The 16,017-nt window shown below is 60.5% G+C and carries 17 protein-coding genes; 8 read left to right on the plus strand and 9 right to left on the minus strand.

All coding sequences use genetic code 11. The features are described 5' to 3' along the window. Positions 1–294, minus strand: a complete 294-nt coding sequence (locus tag ACY4LX_RS24425; RefSeq protein ID WP_003226812.1) for a hypothetical protein — start codon at positions 292–294, stop codon at positions 1–3. A 56-nt stretch (positions 295–350) separates the two neighbouring features. Then, on the minus strand, positions 351–956 hold the full coding sequence (locus ACY4LX_RS24430) for an arylesterase (RefSeq protein ID WP_169373730.1): 606 nt from the start codon (positions 954–956) through the stop codon (positions 351–353). A gap of 10 nt (positions 957–966) precedes the next feature. On the opposite strand from ACY4LX_RS24430, the gene ACY4LX_RS24435 reads away from it, so the two are divergent. The 4 genes from ACY4LX_RS24435 (at position 967) to ACY4LX_RS24450 (ending at position 5,704) form a co-directional block, all read left to right on the plus strand. Further along, positions 967–1,650 carry an ABC transporter ATP-binding protein gene (locus ACY4LX_RS24435; protein WP_133838269.1) on the plus strand — a complete coding sequence of 228 codons (684 nt, stop codon included), beginning with the start codon at positions 967–969 and terminating at the stop codon, positions 1,648–1,650. Continuing rightward, positions 1,650–4,154, plus strand: a complete 2,505-nt coding sequence (locus tag ACY4LX_RS24440; protein ID WP_463258092.1) for an ABC transporter permease — start codon at positions 1,650–1,652, stop codon at positions 4,152–4,154. Before ACY4LX_RS24435 ends, ACY4LX_RS24440 begins: the two co-directional genes overlap by 1 nt. Before the next feature lie 33 nt (positions 4,155–4,187). Beyond that, on the plus strand, positions 4,188–4,685 hold the full coding sequence (greB, locus tag ACY4LX_RS24445) for a transcription elongation factor GreB (protein ID WP_463258093.1): 498 nt from the start codon (positions 4,188–4,190) through the stop codon (positions 4,683–4,685). 158 nt (positions 4,686–4,843) lie between these two features. Beyond that, positions 4,844–5,704, plus strand: a complete 861-nt coding sequence (locus tag ACY4LX_RS24450; protein WP_463258094.1) for a hypothetical protein — start codon at positions 4,844–4,846, stop codon at positions 5,702–5,704. 7 nt (positions 5,705–5,711) lie between these two features. Here the strand turns inward: ACY4LX_RS24450 and ACY4LX_RS24455 are convergent, their stop codons facing one another. From ACY4LX_RS24455 to ACY4LX_RS24465, 3 genes are all read right to left on the minus strand, one after another. Then, a complete protein-coding gene (locus ACY4LX_RS24455; protein ID WP_149660107.1) occupies positions 5,712–6,020 on the minus strand; it encodes a class I SAM-dependent methyltransferase in 309 nt (102 codons plus the stop codon). A 248-nt stretch (positions 6,021–6,268) separates the two neighbouring features. Further along, positions 6,269–6,703, minus strand: coding sequence for a DoxX family protein (locus tag ACY4LX_RS24460; protein WP_463258095.1), 435 nt, complete (start codon positions 6,701–6,703; stop codon positions 6,269–6,271). 101 nt (positions 6,704–6,804) lie between these two features. After that, on the minus strand, positions 6,805–8,226 hold the full coding sequence (locus ACY4LX_RS24465; RefSeq protein ID WP_149660105.1) for an MltF family protein: 1,422 nt from the start codon (positions 8,224–8,226) through the stop codon (positions 6,805–6,807). Positions 8,227–8,460: 234 nt separating this feature from the next. Between ACY4LX_RS24465 and ACY4LX_RS24470 the strand changes: the two genes are divergently transcribed. The 3 genes from ACY4LX_RS24470 to ACY4LX_RS24480 all read left to right on the plus strand — a co-directional run bounded on the left by ACY4LX_RS24470 (position 8,461) and on the right by ACY4LX_RS24480 (position 11,526). After that, the gene (locus ACY4LX_RS24470) at positions 8,461–9,267 is read left to right on the plus strand and encodes a TatD family hydrolase (RefSeq protein ID WP_463258096.1); all 807 of its coding nucleotides are present in this window, start codon (positions 8,461–8,463) and stop codon (positions 9,265–9,267) included. Positions 9,268–9,448: 181 nt separating this feature from the next. Further along, positions 9,449–10,933: a methyl-accepting chemotaxis protein gene (locus tag ACY4LX_RS24475; RefSeq protein ID WP_463258097.1), complete on the plus strand. Its 1,485-nt coding sequence runs from the start codon at positions 9,449–9,451 to the stop codon at positions 10,931–10,933. A 230-nt stretch (positions 10,934–11,163) separates the two neighbouring features. After that, complete coding sequence (locus tag ACY4LX_RS24480; RefSeq protein ID WP_463258098.1) at positions 11,164–11,526, plus strand: Mpo1-like protein; 363 nt, start codon at positions 11,164–11,166, stop codon at positions 11,524–11,526. Position 11,527: 1 nt separating this feature from the next. Here ACY4LX_RS24480 and ACY4LX_RS24485 read toward each other — a convergent pair whose 3' ends face one another. From ACY4LX_RS24485 to ACY4LX_RS24495, 3 genes are all read right to left on the minus strand, one after another. After that, positions 11,528–12,325: an acyl-CoA thioesterase gene (locus ACY4LX_RS24485; protein WP_149660101.1), complete on the minus strand. Its 798-nt coding sequence runs from the start codon at positions 12,323–12,325 to the stop codon at positions 11,528–11,530. A 400-nt stretch (positions 12,326–12,725) separates the two neighbouring features. Further along, complete coding sequence (locus ACY4LX_RS24490; RefSeq protein WP_463258099.1) at positions 12,726–13,493, minus strand: CHAD domain-containing protein; 768 nt, start codon at positions 13,491–13,493, stop codon at positions 12,726–12,728. An 88-nt stretch (positions 13,494–13,581) separates the two neighbouring features. After that, positions 13,582–13,860, minus strand: coding sequence for a hypothetical protein (locus tag ACY4LX_RS24495; protein WP_054051974.1), 279 nt, complete (start codon positions 13,858–13,860; stop codon positions 13,582–13,584). A 222-nt stretch (positions 13,861–14,082) separates the two neighbouring features. Here ACY4LX_RS24495 and ACY4LX_RS24500 point away from each other — a divergent pair, with 222 nt between their 5' ends. Beyond that, the gene (locus ACY4LX_RS24500; RefSeq protein WP_149660098.1) at positions 14,083–15,120 is read left to right on the plus strand and encodes a patatin-like phospholipase family protein; all 1,038 of its coding nucleotides are present in this window, start codon (positions 14,083–14,085) and stop codon (positions 15,118–15,120) included. Positions 15,121–15,265: 145 nt separating this feature from the next. On the opposite strand, the gene ACY4LX_RS24505 is transcribed toward ACY4LX_RS24500, so the two are convergent. Further along, complete coding sequence (locus ACY4LX_RS24505) at positions 15,266–15,955, minus strand: response regulator (RefSeq protein ID WP_149660097.1); 690 nt, start codon at positions 15,953–15,955, stop codon at positions 15,266–15,268. Between the last annotated feature and the right edge of the window lie 62 nt (positions 15,956–16,017).

The following is a 16,017-nucleotide window of genomic DNA, read 5'->3' on the forward strand; positions in this document are numbered from 1 at the left end:
CTAAAGCTCGAAACGCAACTCAGGCCAGATCGGCGAGGTGCCGCGTTTTTGCGATTCCAGGATCGCCCGGCACAACGAGCACAAGCGCTGGTCCTGGAACACCCGGCGATCCACACTCGACCAACGCGGCTGCGCCGGCAGCAGGCTGCCGCACAAGGTCCGGTCCGCAGAGCCGCCGAGCTCCAGCTGACGGGTCACCAGATGCACCCGCACTTCCTGGCAGGCGAACAGATCCAGCTGCTCGTCAGGCTCGATCAGTTGGTAAGCAAAAAGGGACCAGGCGGGACGCGGCATCGGGGGCTCCAAATCGGGGGCGCCACCTTAGCCGAAACACCGCCACTAGAAAAGCGTCAAAGGAGCGGTTTCAGCGTCGGCCAGACATTTTCCAGCAACTTGTCCTGAGCCGCCGCTGCCGGGTGCAGGCCGTCGGCTTGCATCAGGTCTGGATGACCGCCGATCCCGTCGAGGAAAAACGGTACCAGCGGGATTTTTTTCTCCTCGGCCAGCGTGCCATAGACCTTCGCAAATGCCTCGGTGTAGCGGGCGCCGTAGTTGGGCGGCAGTTGCATGCCCAGCAACAAGACCTTCGCACCACTGGCCCGGGAGCTGTCGATCATCGCCGCAAGGTTTTGTTGCAATTGCGTTGGCAGCATTCCGCGCAAGCCGTCGTTGCCTCCCAATTCGAGGATCACCAGCTCCGGTTTATGCTCTGCAAGCAGCGCTGGCAGGCGTGCCTGGCCTCCGGCACTGGTGTCGCCGCTGATGGAGGCATTGATCACTTTATCGTCGAAACCTTCGCGCTTGAGCCGTTGCTCAAGCAGCGACACCCACCCCAAGCGGGTATCCAGTCCGAAACCGGCGCTGATACTATCGCCAACGATCAGGACTGTACCCGCCGCTGCGTTCTGGGCCATGCACATCAAGGCCAGGCCAGCACTCAAAAACCAAACACGCATCGGATTCTCCATGGGCGCAAGCATTCTCACCGCGACGAACCTCAGCAAAGTGGTTCCCAGCGCGGAAGGTGAACTGACTATCCTGCACGAACTCAGCCTGGAACTGAACAAGGGCGACAGTCTGGCCATCGTCGGCGCCTCCGGTTCGGGCAAATCCACCCTCCTCGGTTTGCTCGCCGGTCTCGACCTGCCGAGCAGTGGCGAAGTCACCCTCGCCGGGCAGGCCCTGAGCAATCTCGACGAAGACCAACGGGCGCGCATCCGCGCCGAGCACGTGGGCTTTGTCTTCCAGTCGTTCCAATTGCTCGACAGCCTCAACGCCCTGGAAAACGTCATGCTGCCGCTGGAACTCGACGGCCGCAAAGACGCCCGGGAGCGCGCCACCGAGTTGCTGCAACGGGTGGGCCTGGGCCAGCGCCTGACCCATTCGCCACGCCAGCTCTCCGGTGGCGAGCAGCAGCGCGTGGCGATTGCCCGGGCGTTCGCCGCCGAACCCGACGTGCTGTTCGCCGATGAACCCACGGGTAACCTCGACAGCCACACCGGCGAGCGCATCAGCGATTTGCTGTTCGAATTGAACCAGGAACGCGGCACGACCCTGGTGCTGGTGACTCACGACGAACGCCTGGCACATCGTTGCCGGCGCCTGATCCGCCTTGAAGCCGGCCTGCTGGTCGCCCCTCTGGAGCCTTGATGGCACGCTTGCCGCTATTGCGCCTGTTCAGCCTCGCCATCCGCCAATTGCTGCGCGACGCCCGCGCCGGTGAGCTGCGGGTGTTGTTCTTCGCCTTGCTGGTGGCCGTGGCGGCGAGTACCGCCATCGGCTATTTTGGCGCCCGCCTCAACGGCGCCATGATGCTGCGCGCCACCGAGTTTCTCGGCGCCGACCTGTTGCTCGAAGGCAGTTCGCCGGCGCGGCCCGAACAGATCAGGAGTGGCACCGAGCTGGGCCTGGAACATGCCCAGGTGGTGGAATTTTCCAGTGTTATCGCCACGGATAACGGCATTCAACTGTCGAGCATCAAAGCTGCCGACGATGTTTATCCCTTGCGCGGCGAACTGAAAAGCGCCCCGGCGCCCTTCGCTGCGGAAGAATCCGGCGGCGGACCGAAATCCGGCGAAGCCTGGGTCGAAGCGCGCCTGCTGACGGCGCTGGACCTGAAGATCGGCGACAGCATCGACGTCGGCATGAAAACCCTGAAGCTGTCGCGGGTGCTGACCTATGAGCCGGATCGTGCCGGTAATTTCTACAGCCTGACCCCGCGTGTATTGATCAACCTCAGCGACCTCACGGCAACCGGTGTGGTGCAACCCGGCAGCCGGGTCAGCTACCGCGAACTCTGGCGCGGCAAGGCTGAAGCGCTGGAAACCTATCGTCAGTTGATCAAACCGGGGCTGGCCGCCAACCAGCGCATCCAGGATGCCCGGGACGGCAACCGACAGATTGGTGGTGCGCTGGGCAAGGCCGAGCGCTACTTGAACATGGCCAGTCTGGTCGCCGTTTTACTCTCGGGTGTGGCGGTGGCGCTGTCGGCAACGCGCTTCGCCACGCGCCGCTTCGATGCCAGCGCCCTGCTGCGATGTCTGGGTCTGTCGCGCCGGGAAACCATGGTGCTGTTCAGTTTGCAGCTGACAGTACTCGGCCTGCTTGCCAGCCTCAGCGGTGCCCTGCTCGGCTGGCTGGCGCAGCTCGGGCTGTTTGCACTGCTGCACGATTTATTGCCCACCGATGTTCCGCCGGGTGGCTTGCTGCCGGCTGTTGCTGGCATCGGTACTGGATTGGTCGCACTGGCCGGTTTTGCCCTGCCCCCGCTGGCGGCCCTCGGTCGGGTGCCGCCCTTGCGCGTATTGCGTCGGGACATGCTACCGATCCCGTCCAGCACCTGGATGGTCTATGGCGCGGCGTTGGGCGCACTCGGGTTAATCATGTGGCGCCTGAGCCTGGACCTGGTCCTGACGTTTGCCTTATTGGGCGGTGGCGTGATTGCGGCCGTGGTGCTGGGCGGCTTGCTACTGTTACTGCTCAAAAGCCTGCGCCGGATGTTGGCCCGAGCCTCGTTGCCGTGGCGTCTGGGCCTGGGTCAATTGCTACGTCACCCATTGGCGGCGGCTGGCCAATCCCTGGCCTTCGGTTTGATTCTGCTGTCGATGGCATTGATCGCATTGCTGCGTGGCGAGTTGCTCGATACCTGGCAAAACCAGCTACCGAAAAACGCGCCGAATTATTTCGCCCTGAACATTCTGCCGGCGGACAAGCAAGCGTTCACCGATCGCCTGATCGAACTGTCGGCGCAATCGGCACCGTTGTACCCGGTGGTGCCCGGTCGGCTGATCAGTATCAATGGCGAAGCGGTGCAAGACATCGTCAGCAAGGATTCGGCCGGCGACCGGGCGATCCAGCGTGACCTGAGCCTGACCTGGGCGGCGGATTTGCCGGCGGGCAACAAGCTCACCTCGGGCAACTGGTGGACCGAACAAACCCCGGATGAGATTCCCGGGGTATCGGTCGAAGGAAAGGTCGCCGAGAGCCTGAAGCTCAAGCTGGGCGATCACCTGGTGTTCACCGTCGGCGGGGTCAATCGCGAAGCGAAAGTCACCAGCCTGCGGGAGATCAACTGGGACAACTTTCAGCCGAACTTCTTCATGATCTTCCAGCCCGGCACCTTGAAGGACCTGCCGGCGACCTACCTCACCAGCTTCTATCTGGCGACGGGTCACGATCAGCAGATTGTCGACCTGTCCCGGGCGTTCCCGGCAGTGACCATCCTGCAAGTCGAAGCCTTGCTGGAGCAACTGCGCAGCATCCTCGCCCAGGTCACCCTGGCGGTGGAGTACGTGTTGCTGTTCGTGTTGGCGGCGGGGATGGCGGTGCTGTTCTCCGGCCTGCAAGCAACGCTGGATGAACGCATTCGCCAAGGGGCGTTGTTGCGCGCATTGGGGGCTGAGCGGCAATTGCTGGTCAAGGCCCGGCGCATCGAGTTCGGCTTGCTCGGCGCGGTCAGCGGCTTGCTGGCGGCGCTGGGTTCGGAGTTGGTCAGCCTGGTGCTGTACCGCTACGCCTTCGACCTGCCTTGGCATCCGCATCCGTGGTTGCTGGTGCTGCCGTTGATTGGTGCGGTGCTGATCGGTGGTGCCGGCGTGTTCGGCACCCGTCGCGCCTTGAACGCCAGCCCCCTGACAGTCTTGCGCGAGGGTTGATAGACTCGTGACTCATTTCCACAAGAAGTCGCCATGAGCCGTTATCGCCCTCCCCGCACCGCTGGCACCGCGCTGATCACCCCCGAAGGTGAAGCGCGGATGCGCGCCGAGTTCCACGAGTTGTGGCACGTGCGCCGACCACAGGTCACGCAATCGGTCAGTGAGGCGGCGGCCCAGGGTGATCGCTCGGAAAACGCCGAGTACACCTACGGCAAGAAAATGCTGCGTGAAATCGACAGTCGTGTGCGTTTTCTCACCAAACGCCTGGAAGCCCTGAAAGTCGTCAGCGAAAAACCCAGCGATCCGAACAAGGTGTACTTCGGCGCCTGGGTCACGATTGAAGATGAGGAAGGCAAGGAGTCGCGCTATCGCATCGTCGGCCCGGATGAGCTGGACCTGAAACTGGGTCTGATCAGCATTGATTCGCCACTGGCGCGGGCATTGATCGGCAAGGCACTGGATGCCGAAGTTCGGGTGCAGACACCGACGGGCGAACAATGCGTTTATATTGTGGACATTAGCTACCCCTAAATCCCAACTATAAAAAGCACCCAACTTATTCACTCCGCAATATTTCGCGAAAGTTATAACTCGCAGGCGCTTTGACAATAGGCAACGCCTGAGCGAGATTAATAGCGCGCCCTATGAGCGCACTTACTTTAATCGCACTTATTCAAGGATGAATAAACATGACTCAGAACATCCAAGGCCTGGACAGCTGGATGGATAATACCCCCGGCCTTTACAAACTACGCATTGATGAACTTATTCTGCCGGGGACTCACGATTCCGGCGCCGACAAAAAGGCATCGATCCTGAACTACCCTCAGGAAATTACTCAGGACGTTCCGGCTTCCGAGCAAATCAAGGCGGGCTTCAGGGTCCTGGATCTGCGCGTGAGATTCCTGCCCGGCAAGGCGGCTAACGATCCCAAGCGCTTCCAGCTATATCACTGGCATGACCTGAACCGCTTTATCAGCACTGATATTCTCGATATGTTGAACGACTTCTACGACGGTTCTTCGAGCAGAGCGAAAGAACTGATCATCCTGAACTTTCACCAATTCGACAACTTCACCGATGCGGCCCATGACGAACTCCATTTGCTGATTAACGAAAAAATTGGCAAACGCCTCATTCCACCGAGTTACAGGTATTCGACCATTGCCGACATCTGGAAAAAAATTCCCGGCCAGACCGTAGTCATTTCTTATAACAAATACACTAGCTACCCTGATTACTGGGATGGCGTGCAACAACAATGGATGGGCGAGAACTACGTCTCTACCGACAAACTTAAAAAGTTCATGGATGAAGTTTCCCTCGAGCCGAAAAGAGCGTATGGACTGCGCTCGATCCAGTGCGCCAAATACACCGGCTTGTTTGTCCCGGATGATTTCAGCGACAAGATCGATGAGTGGTTCCATTCCAAGGACAGCAACAGCTACATCCAGCGCTTCCACATCATCAATACCGACTGGTCAACCCGCAGTCGCATCGTGCAGAACTGTCTCCACGCCAACCAGTACCGGGCGAGCGCCAAGGGCTGATACGACCTCAGCGTCGAGTAATCAGCCCTTGCCGGGCGACACGGGTCAGCTGCTTGATCACTTCAGGCGCGTCTTCGAGGTTCGGCGACTGAATCACCGCCAGATCAAAGCTGTCGTTGGCAAATCGCGCCAGGGACTCGCCATCTTCGACAAACTGGATCAGGAACGCGGCGGGACCGCCGGTGCGACGTGGCCAGCCATCGAGATAACGCAGGAGCGTCGGCTGATGTTTGCCGCCAAGCAGGATTTTTGGATTGCGCTGGGTGAGGTGTGCCGTAATCGGCGCGGGGCGTACAACGGGGCTTAGTGCATTCATTGGGTCGTGTCTCTGCCTCAAAAGTCTGCATGGCAGGTGAGAGGCAACACCGAACCAGCGCTTTAGCGGTATTTCGAAGCCTGTTCCAGGCTTCTATCGGCAACTGAATGAGTCACCTGGCGCCCCGCAAGTAGCTGTTTAAATCGGCGCATGGGCAGCATCCTAGAGAACCTGACCGGACAGTGTCAAGAATGACGCGCAACAAAAAAGGCCCGCACAATGCGGGCCTTTTCGTTGAGCCAGAGCGGTCAGCCAGCGATGGCGCGGTCCGCCGAAAGCTTGCCGGCGCCTTCAATCAGTACCGCGATGCTGCCACCGAGCAAGGCCAGGGCGAACTCATAACCGTTGTTGGCCATGAACAAACCGTTAGGCAGGTGCACGGTGAAGATCGCCACCAGGGAAAGGAAGGTCAGCCCCAGTGCCGCCGGACGCACCAACAAGCCAATGATCAACGCCAGGCCAGCGAAGAACTCGGTACCACCGGCCAGGATCGCCATCAGGTGACCCGGCGCCAGGCCGATGCTTTCCATGTACTGCGCGGTGCCGGCGATGCCGTAACCACCGAACAGCCCGAAGAGTTTCTGCGAGCCGTGGGCCGCGAAGATGATGCCGACAAAGATCCGCAGAACAGTCAGGCCGTAGCCAGCGCGGGTAAACAGAACCTTGTTGATCAGAGTGCTCATGCTGTGTCATCCATTGAGTGTGTGTTGGTTGGCCGCTATATTAATCAGTAAATCAAATGTTAAAAGCGCAAATATTCCGCCATAACAATCAGTTTATTCGATCACTTCCGTGAGGCCACTTTTTGCCCCTGGGGCTCCAACGACTCCCGCTCCCGATCGAACGCCAAGTAATACTTGTTCACGCTATTAACATAGCTGACGGCGCCCATCCCCACCTGCTCCATGGCAATGCGCTCGACCTGGAAGAACCACTGGTTCGGGTTCAGCCCCCGACGCCGAGCCTCGGCGCGCATGCCCTGGACCCGTTCCGGTCCCATGTTGTAGGCCGCCAGCACAAAGGCCATGCGCTCGCGCTCATTGAGTTTGGGGCTGGAGAAGAATTTGCGACGGATCATCGCCAGGTACTTGGCCCCGGCCTGCACATTGGCATCGAGGTCCTGGATATTGTTGACCCCGACCCGCTGGGCAGCAGACGGGGTGATTTGCATCAAACCCGTGGGGCCACTGCCACCGCGGGCCCCGGGTTGCAACGCCGACTCCTTGAACGCCAGCGCCGCCAGGTTCAACCAGTCCATGCCTTGGGCATCCGCGTGCTTCTGCAGCACCGGACGCAGTTTTTCCAGACGCTGTCGATCAGCCTTGGCCAATGGATAGTGCACTTGGTACAAGCGTCGGTAGATACGCAGAAACGCCACGTCTTCATCCGACGGCTTTTTGTAGGTGGTCAGGAACCGATCAATGCTCGCCCGCAGCATTGAAGCATCGCGGCGAACGAACCAGTATTCCTCGCCGGGCTCGCTGATCAGCACTTGTCGATCGAAACGCAGCTTGGGCAGGATCTTGCCCCAACGCTCGGCAATCGGTTGCTCGACGATGGTCAGGTGGAAAATGCCACCCTGGACCATCTCCAGCACATCTTCGACCGCCAGGCTGGGGTCGACCCACTCGACCTTCACCGGTGCCAATTTGTGCAGCGCGAGTTTTTGATTGATCTGGCTGACCGCATCCCCGGCGGCGCTCCCCGTCGGCAGCGCCAGGGTTTTGCCGGAGAGTTGTTCGAGTTTGGTGTAGCGGCGTTCGCCCTTGATGCCGACCAGCATCAGCGGCACGTTGCTGGCAATCGGTTCACTGGTGCTGACGGCGTGCCCCGATTGCGGATCGAGCAACTCCCCTGGCGCCACCAGATCACCCTCGCCGCGCTGCAAGGCGCCGAGCAGTTGATCCTTGGCTTTGGGGATGATCTTGAGGGTGATTTCCTGGCCGTCGCGCGCATGGCCGTTGAGGTATTGCTCGAAGGCGCGCAGGCGATGGTATTCGACGCCAATGGCCTGGCCCTGGACTTCGCCGGAGCTGTTGCGGCTCTGGTTGACCAGGACCTTCAGCACACGGCTGCTGCGGATGTCCGCCAGGTCGCGCACTTTGGTCGACGGCACGGCTTGCAGCGGTCCGGCCAGACGCGCGACCGCCGGCATCGGCAGCAGCAACGAACAACACAGCAGTAGCAAAACCGAGGGACGTGTCATCCACTCTCCGGAAAGAATACTGGTCGACATCATGAAAAATCATGGCATCGAACGACAGAAACAGAGCGCCGTGAGCGCTGGCAAAGTGCGAAAGACTGGCACAGTGATGGCAGTTTCACCAACCCGACCTGTCTAGCGGCATCAACAGACAGCTTTAACTCGTTGTAGTTCTTGGCTTTTCTTATAAATCTACAGCTCTGATATGCTTTCCGGCCTTTGGTCCGAGGTAGCACCATGCAACTCATCGATATCGGCGTCAACCTGACCAACCCCAGTTTCGACGATAAACACCAGGCTGTACTCGATCGCGCCTATGCCGCCGGGGTCTGCCAATTGGTGCTCACCGGCACCAGTGTCGAGGGCAGCGAACAGGCCCTGGAACTGTGCCGGCGACTGGATGAAAGTGCGCAACGGCTGTTCGCCACGGCCGGCATTCACCCCCACGCCGCCAGCGACTGGAACGCCGACAGCGAGCGCAGCCTGCGCAGTTTGCTCAAAGAGCCGAACATGGTGGCCGTGGGCGAATGCGGGCTGGATTTCAATCGCGACTTCTCGCCGCGCCCGCAGCAGGAAAAAGTCCTCGAACAACACCTGGCCATGGCGGTCGAGTTGCAATTGCCGGTGTTCCTGCATGAGCGCGATGCCAGTCAGCGCTTGCTGGAAATCCTGCGTGACTACCGCGATCAGTTGCCCGCCGCCGTGGTGCATTGCTTCACCGGGGAAAAGAAAGCGCTGTTCAGTTACCTCGATCTGGATTTGCACATCGGCATCACCGGGTGGATCTGCGACGAGCGTCGGGGCACGCATTTGCATCCGCTGGTCAAAGAAATCAAACGCGGCCGCTTGATGCTGGAAAGCGATGCGCCTTATCTGCTGCCGCGCAGCCTGCGGCCGAAACCGAAGAATGGGCGCAACGAGCCGGCGTACTTGACCGAAGTGCTGCGCGAAGTGGCGTTGCATCGGGGCGAGAGCGAGGACGACCTGGCGGCGCACACCACGGCCTGTGCGCGGGCATTCTTTGGGCTGCCTTCAATCGATTGAAACCGTGTTGACGCTATCGCGGGCAAGCCTTGCTCCTACGGATTGATGTTGTCCGCCCGCGATGCGTCCTTGCGCCAGCGCCCCACTCAAACTTGACCCATATCAAAACCGCCTGACCTGCATAGCGGCACAATGCTGGCACCTTGCCAATGCTGTTTCCGCTATCAGAGAAGACCTTCCTATGGGTGCCTGGCTTAGCAACATCTCGCTGAAATACAAATTCTGGGCGGTCAACGCGGTCGCCTTCGTCACTACCCTGCTGTTGGTGTTGTACGCCGTGCAACTCGAACAACAGGCCCGCAGCCACGCCTCCCAGGCATCGGCCCAGGCCCAGGCGCGGTTGCTCGATGCCTGGCCTGCCGGGCAGCTGTTACCCAAGGCTGACAACGTGCTGATCTTCAGCCACGGCCAGGCGCCACGCTTGAATGATCAACCGGTGCTGGAGCTGACCGATACCCAAAACGGTTGGACCGAGATCAACCGCATGCCGCTGTTCGGTGACAACCCGTTGATGGGCGCCGAAGTTTTCAGCCGCGCCGACGGCCAGCAGGTCGCGGTAATCGCGTACGGCCCGAGCCTGAGCCAAGTGTTCAGCGAACGTTTCTTCAACTATGCGATGGCGGTGGCGATCCTGATGCTGGCGATGCTCGGTGCTTCGCAGTTATTGATCCGCTTCTTGCTCAGCCAACTCAACACGTTGAAAGACGTGATGCTGCACGTCGAGAAAACCGGCGACCTGTCGGCCCGTGTACCGCTGGCCGGCAAGGATGAAGTCGGGCAAATGGCCAATGCCTTCAACGCCATGCAGGCCGGTTATCAGCGGGTGGTCAACACCGTCGCCAACACCGCCCGGCAATTGGATGTCGGCGCAGCCCGGCTGGCGTCGAGCATGAACGAAGTGCGCCACGGCATGCTCGGCCAGCAAAGCGAAACCGACCAGGCGGCCACGGCGATCAATGAAATGACCGCCACGGTCTACCACATCGCCCAGCATGCAGGCGCCACCCGCGACCTGTCGCAAAGTGCTGACACCCTCGCGGGCAGTGGCCAGGAAGTGGTCAGTCGGGTGCAGAAGTCGATTGCCGGGTTGTCCAGCGGCGTGCAGCAGACCGCCGAGATGATCCAGCGCCTGGCCGAAGACAGCCAGAAGATCAACGGCGTGGTCAGTGTGATTCACAGCATCGCCGAGCAAACCAATCTGCTGGCGCTCAATGCGGCGATTGAAGCGGCGCGGGCCGGTGAAATGGGGCGTGGTTTTGCGGTGGTCGCCGATGAAGTGCGCAACCTGGCCAAGCGTGTGCAGGCCTCGACCGATGAAATCACCCTGATGGTTTCCGCGTTGCAGGCCGGGACCCGGGACGCGGTAGATTTCATGCAGGAGAGCACGTTCAAGGCTGACGATTGCGTGCAACAGGCGCAGGAAGCCGGCGCAGCGTTGGCGCAAATCACCAGTGCGGTGGCGCAGATGCGCGAAAGCAATACGCAGATCGCCGTGGCCGCCGAGCAGCAGAGCCATGTGGCCGAGGAAATGAATCGATCCGTGGTGAGTATTCGCGACGTGACCGAGAACACCGTGCAACAGACCGTGGATTCGGCGAACACCAGTAATGAGTTGGCGACGTTGGCGGGGGAATTGAGCAAGGCGATCGGGCAGCTCAAGCTTTGAGGGCCCCTTCGCGGGCAAGCCTCGCTCCTACACGGGACCGCGTTCGTTCAAAAATATTGCGAACGACTCAATCCTGTAGGAGCGAGGCTTGCCCGCGAAGGCGTCCGCCCGGTCAACATCAATTTGCGCCATTGCCGCTATCGCTGCGATAGCCAACCTCGATTCGCCGCCCACCCGCGCCACGCCTATTCTTCAAGCATGTGTTCAACATGGATTTGAGGAGTTTCATCATGGGCAAACGTCACCCCAACCTTCCGGCCTGGCAATGGAAGTCCTACCCCAACAATCATCAGCACCCGACCAATCTGGCCTTGCACCTGATCGCCGTGCCGCTGTTCATCATCGGCTTTCTGTTGATTGTGTCCGGGGTGTTCAGCCTGAACCTGTTGAATGTCGTGATTGGCGTCATCGGCGTGATTGCCGGCCTGGGCCTGCAGCGCCACGGTCACAGCCTGGAGGCGCAAGCCGCCGAGCCGTTCAGTGATCGCAAAGATGCAATGTCGCGCTTGCTGGTCGAGCAGTTCCTGACCTTCCCTCGATTTTTCCTCAGCGGCGGCTGGTGGCGTGCCTGGCGCAAGCGCCACCGGCGCTGAGTCAGGCGAAGATCGTCACGGTCTGGCGGCTCATGGCGATCAATTGACCGTCCGCGCTCCACAGCTTCGCCGCTGCGTGACCGTAGCCGTCCGCGGCGTGTTCGATCTCCACCAGGTACTTGCACCAGTCCAGGGTGCTTAGCGCCAGCAACGGCTGGACGAATTCGATGGTCCAGGTCAGCGTGCTGCCCATCGCCGGTTTGTTCAGGTGCGGCAACAGCGCCGGTGGCCAGGCGTCGACCAGCGCCAGGATATGCGCCTCGCCCAGCGCTTCTTCCTTCACATCCCCCCGCAAACGCACCCAACCGCCCATGTCTCGGGATTTGTTGCCGGTGAACGGCAGCCCGCCAACGCTCCAGCGCATCGCCAGGTGCTTCATGAATTCTGGGGTCACGCCTTTGATGTAAGGCAGTTCCTGGCAGTCGTCCCAGTGTTTGAACTCGGGAGCAGGCTCGGCCGCCACGGCCACTTCGGAAGGACGCGAGGCGCCAAAACTGCCCTGGACCAGGGTCACCACCTGGCCTTTCTGCATCGCCCGGCCCAGCACCTGGCTGACGGCCTTGCCTTCGCGCAACACATCCACTTCAAAACTCACCGGCACATCGGGCTCGACCGGGCCGACAAAGGTGATCGCCAGCGAGCGCACCGGACGATCCGCCGGGACTTGCGCGCGCATGGCTTCGTACTGCAACGCCGCAACCAGGCCACCAAAACTGGCGCGACCCTGGCCCCATTCGGCAGGAATGGACAGATCCTGCGGCTGGCTGCGTACAGCGTCGAGCAGATCGGAAAAGCGCATGGAAACCTCAAAGATGCAGGAAAAGGATGAAGGGATGGTAACCAGCCTGAGAGGGGGATACAGCGCTTATTCCGGACAAATTGACTGACAGAAGAGCCGCGCAGGTCTTATGTCTGACACAAAACCAACTGTGGGAGATTCTATGTTGCCCAGCAACCCCAAATTCTCAGGCCAACCGCATGCGATGGATTTACGACTGCTTCGCAGCCGAACGGGGGCAAGCCCCCTCGCCACACAGGCTCGTTCCCACAGGGGTTACGCAGTGTTCTTGATCGTTCCCACGCTCTGCGTGGGAATGCCTCAACGGACGCTCCGCGTTCGGCTCTGGATGGGACGCGGAGCGTCCCGGGATGCATTCCCACGCGGAGCGTAGGAACGATCAACAGAAGCCGTGGTGTTCTCAGGATTTGAAACAGGCCGCGCCGAGTTTGTCGAGGACTCGGTCGGCACGCCCTTCAGCCTTGGCCATGGTGGTTTTCCACACGGCGACGCAGGGTTTCAAGTCCGCTTCCTGTTCGGCCCGCAGCAGCCACTGCCAGCAATCGTGCCAATCACCCAACGCGGCCTGGGCAGACTTGAGTCGTGGCAAGGCTTGCTTGGGCAAACGGTCCAGTTCGGGATAGGCCTCGATGCCGTAGCGCACCCGCTTGATCAACAAGCGCAAGCGATGGCGATCATGGGCCGGATCGTGCAGGGCTTCGTCGAGTTTTTTCCATTGCTTGGCCAGGCGTTTTTCGATGCGTTTGCGCAAGCCCTTGAGCAACCCCTGACGCTGGGAAGCGCGCAGGAAACGCGGAAACGCGTCGAGGATCATCAGCAATTGAATGACTTGCGGGCTGGTCGCCACGGTGGGATAGGCCACGTCCATTTGCGCCATGCGTCGCTGCGCCGCTTCGGGTTGATGGTGCTCGAGCAAATACGCCGCCAACACTTCGCGATCACGCAGCGGCGTGGTCAATTGACCGACACCGGACGCCGCCACTTCCAGTTGCTCGACCCCGGGCAAACCCCGCAACGGTCGCAACAGGCTGCGCAAGCGGCGAACCGTGGTGCGCAGATCGTGCAGCGCCTCCGGGTCGGTGCGGGCAGTCAAGCGAGCCTGGCAGGCCAGCAAACGGACTTCAATGCTCAAGACTTGAGCCACCAACCGGTCAACCAAGGCAGACATCACTTGCTCCCTGAATCGAATGTGGATTTTCCCGCTCGACGTATCGTGCCCGCATCGAAACCCGGCGTCCTTGCCCTAGATCATGGGCTTAACGACCGGCGCGGGATTCACGAATATAGAAACGCGCCTTCTCGGCTTTGCTGGTGCAGCCTTCGTAGGCTTCGAATTGCTGCTGGGTCTTGGCACCGGTCAACAGCGACAGAGCTTTAGAGTAGCTCACCGTGCCAGCAAAACCTTCGGCCTTGGCCAGGTCCAGTTCGTGCCACGCCGCATCAATCTGGGTGCCGCAGCTATCACGGTACGCAGTTTTCCCGGCACAACCGGCCAATGCCAGGGCAATCAAAGGCACACAGATCCAGGCTTTCATCGATAACACCTCAAAGTTAGATAAACAGTCGTGCAGGTAAGACGGTGCGGCACGCAAAAAGTGCCTTGCCTCGCCCGTACAAACTATAGCGCTCGCGAGCATACCCATCTGTCGCCATGCAGTGTCGAAAAAACGACGCCCCTGCCCCGGCAAACGACCTTGGTGATTGAAGCGCCACCCTCGATGGGTGCATTGTTGAACCTTGTCAGACGAGGGGGATTCATGAAAAAGCGTGTCGCACTGGTGCTGGGCTCAGGTGGAGCGCGGGGCTATGCCCATATCGGTGTCATTGAAGAGATCGAACGGCGTGGCTACGACATCGCCTGCATCGCCGGTTGCTCGATGGGCGCCGTGGTCGGCGGGATTTATGCCGCCGGCAAACTCAACGAATATCGCAACTGGATCGAAAGCCTGGATTACCTCGACGTGTTGCGTCTGGTGGATGTCAGCTTCCGGCTCGGCGCGATTCGTGGCGAAAAAGTCTTCGGCCAGATCCGCAAAATCGTCGGCGAGATCAACATCGAAGACCTGCGGATCCCCTACACAGCGGTGGCCACCGACCTGACCAACCAGCAGGAAATCTGGTTCCAGGCCGGCTGTCTGCATCAGGCCATCCGCGCCTCGGCGGCGATTCCCAGTCTGTTCACGCCAGTGATGCAGGGCAACCGCATGCTGGTGGATGGTGGTTTGTTGAACCCGTTGCCAATCGTGCCGGTGGTGTCGAGCCATTGCGATTTGATCATCGCGGTCAACCTCAACTCGACCAACCAGCGCCACTATCAACTGCCGGTGATCCCGCGCCCTCCGGCGTTCAAGTCACGCTTCAACAGCCTGGTCAATTCGCTGGGTTCGAAGATGCCGTTCCGACGCAAACAGGCTGAGCAATTGCTGCTGCTGGAACAGGAAGCGTTGAAGGCCGAAGCGGCGGAGATCAATCCGTGGATCGAGTCTGCCGAACCCGAAGCCCAGCAACCCGCCGCCGCTCCGCAAGGCGATGGCGCGCCGAAGTCCGCTACCGGTTCGTTCATCATCGACAACGTCGGGCCGGCGTCTTTGCTGGACTTGATCAACCAGAGTTTCGAGGTGATGCAGACTTCGTTGGCGCAGTACAAGATTGCCGGGTATCCGCCGGACATCCTGATCAACGTGCCGAAGCGTGTGTGCCGGTTTTTCGAGTTCTACAAGGCGCCGGAGTTGATCGCGCTGGGACGGGAGATTGCGCGGGATACGATGGATCGGTATGAGAATGAGCAGAATTGAGCATTTGAACGTTACCTGATCGTTCCCACGCTCCGCGTGGGAATGCCGCCATGGACGCTCCGCGTCCGCTCTTGAAGTCGTGACGCGGAGCGTCACAGGATGCATTCCCACGCGGAGCGTGGGAACGATCAGCGCGTGGGGACGATCAGGGCTCGATCAACCGATACCCCACCCCCGCCTCGGTCACGATAAACCGTGGCTGGGTCGGATCATCCACCAGTTTCTGGCGCAGATGCCCGACCACAATCCGCAGGTAATGACTGTCCTCGGTATGGGTCGGCCCCCAGATGTCCTTGAGCAATTGCTGCTGGGTGATGACCCGCCCCGGATGCCGCGCCAGTTGCGCCAGCACCGCATACTCCTTGCGGGTCAGCGCGACTTCGGCGCCGTCGAGCAGCACTCGGCGATAGGCCAGGTCCACGGTCAATGGGCCGAACGTCAGGGCCGCTTGCTGGGCTTCACCGGCCGGCGCCTGACGCAACAAGGCGCGAACCCGGGCCAAAAATTCCTGAATACCGAACGGCTTGGTCACGTAATCGTTGGCGCCGCCATCCAGCGCTTCAACCTTCTGCCCCTCGCTGGCGCGCACCGACAGCACCAGCACCGGCACGGTTGACCACTCACGAAACTCGCGCAGCACTTGCTGGCCGTCCATGTCCGGCAGGCCGAGGTCGAGCACCAGCAAATCGGGTTTGTTCAGCGCAGCTTGCGCCAGGCCTTCGTTGCCGGTGCCGGCCTCCAGCACTTTGTAGCCCTGGGAAGCGAGGCTGATGCGCAGGAACTTGCGGATCTGCGGTTCGTCGTCGATGACCAAAATGGTCGCGGTCTGGCTCATGAATTCCCATCAACACAAAGAAGTGGCAAGAGAGTAGCGCAAGCGTGTTCAGGCTTCACATT

It is taken from the genome of Pseudomonas sp. Emmai (genome assembly GCF_055179735.1).

Coding starts and splice junctions, on each gene's coding strand:
- ACY4LX_RS24430 (WP_169373730.1), bottom strand. CDS start 956: ATGCGTGTTTGGTTTTTGAGTGCTGGCCTGGCCTTGATGTGCATGGCC.
- ACY4LX_RS24470 (WP_463258096.1), top strand. CDS start 8,461: ATGCAACTCATCGATATCGGCGTCAACCTGACCAACCCCAGTTTCGAC.
- ACY4LX_RS24440 (WP_463258092.1), top strand. CDS start 1,650: ATGGCACGCTTGCCGCTATTGCGCCTGTTCAGCCTCGCCATCCGCCAA.
- ACY4LX_RS24500 (WP_149660098.1), top strand. CDS start 14,083: ATGAAAAAGCGTGTCGCACTGGTGCTGGGCTCAGGTGGAGCGCGGGGC.
- ACY4LX_RS24505 (WP_149660097.1), bottom strand. CDS start 15,955: ATGAGCCAGACCGCGACCATTTTGGTCATCGACGACGAACCGCAGATC.
- ACY4LX_RS24425 (WP_003226812.1), bottom strand. CDS start 294: ATGCCGCGTCCCGCCTGGTCCCTTTTTGCTTACCAACTGATCGAGCCT.
- ACY4LX_RS24450 (WP_463258094.1), top strand. CDS start 4,844: ATGACTCAGAACATCCAAGGCCTGGACAGCTGGATGGATAATACCCCC.
- ACY4LX_RS24465 (WP_149660105.1), bottom strand. CDS start 8,226: ATGACACGTCCCTCGGTTTTGCTACTGCTGTGTTGTTCGTTGCTGCTG.
- ACY4LX_RS24435 (WP_133838269.1), top strand. CDS start 967: ATGGGCGCAAGCATTCTCACCGCGACGAACCTCAGCAAAGTGGTTCCC.
- greB (WP_463258093.1), top strand. CDS start 4,188: ATGAGCCGTTATCGCCCTCCCCGCACCGCTGGCACCGCGCTGATCACC.
- ACY4LX_RS24490 (WP_463258099.1), bottom strand. CDS start 13,493: ATGTCTGCCTTGGTTGACCGGTTGGTGGCTCAAGTCTTGAGCATTGAA.
- ACY4LX_RS24480 (WP_463258098.1), top strand. CDS start 11,164: ATGGGCAAACGTCACCCCAACCTTCCGGCCTGGCAATGGAAGTCCTAC.
- ACY4LX_RS24495 (WP_054051974.1), bottom strand. CDS start 13,860: ATGAAAGCCTGGATCTGTGTGCCTTTGATTGCCCTGGCATTGGCCGGT.
- ACY4LX_RS24460 (WP_463258095.1), bottom strand. CDS start 6,703: ATGAGCACTCTGATCAACAAGGTTCTGTTTACCCGCGCTGGCTACGGC.
- ACY4LX_RS24475 (WP_463258097.1), top strand. CDS start 9,449: ATGGGTGCCTGGCTTAGCAACATCTCGCTGAAATACAAATTCTGGGCG.
- ACY4LX_RS24485 (WP_149660101.1), bottom strand. CDS start 12,325: ATGCGCTTTTCCGATCTGCTCGACGCTGTACGCAGCCAGCCGCAGGAT.
- ACY4LX_RS24455 (WP_149660107.1), bottom strand. CDS start 6,020: ATGAATGCACTAAGCCCCGTTGTACGCCCCGCGCCGATTACGGCACAC.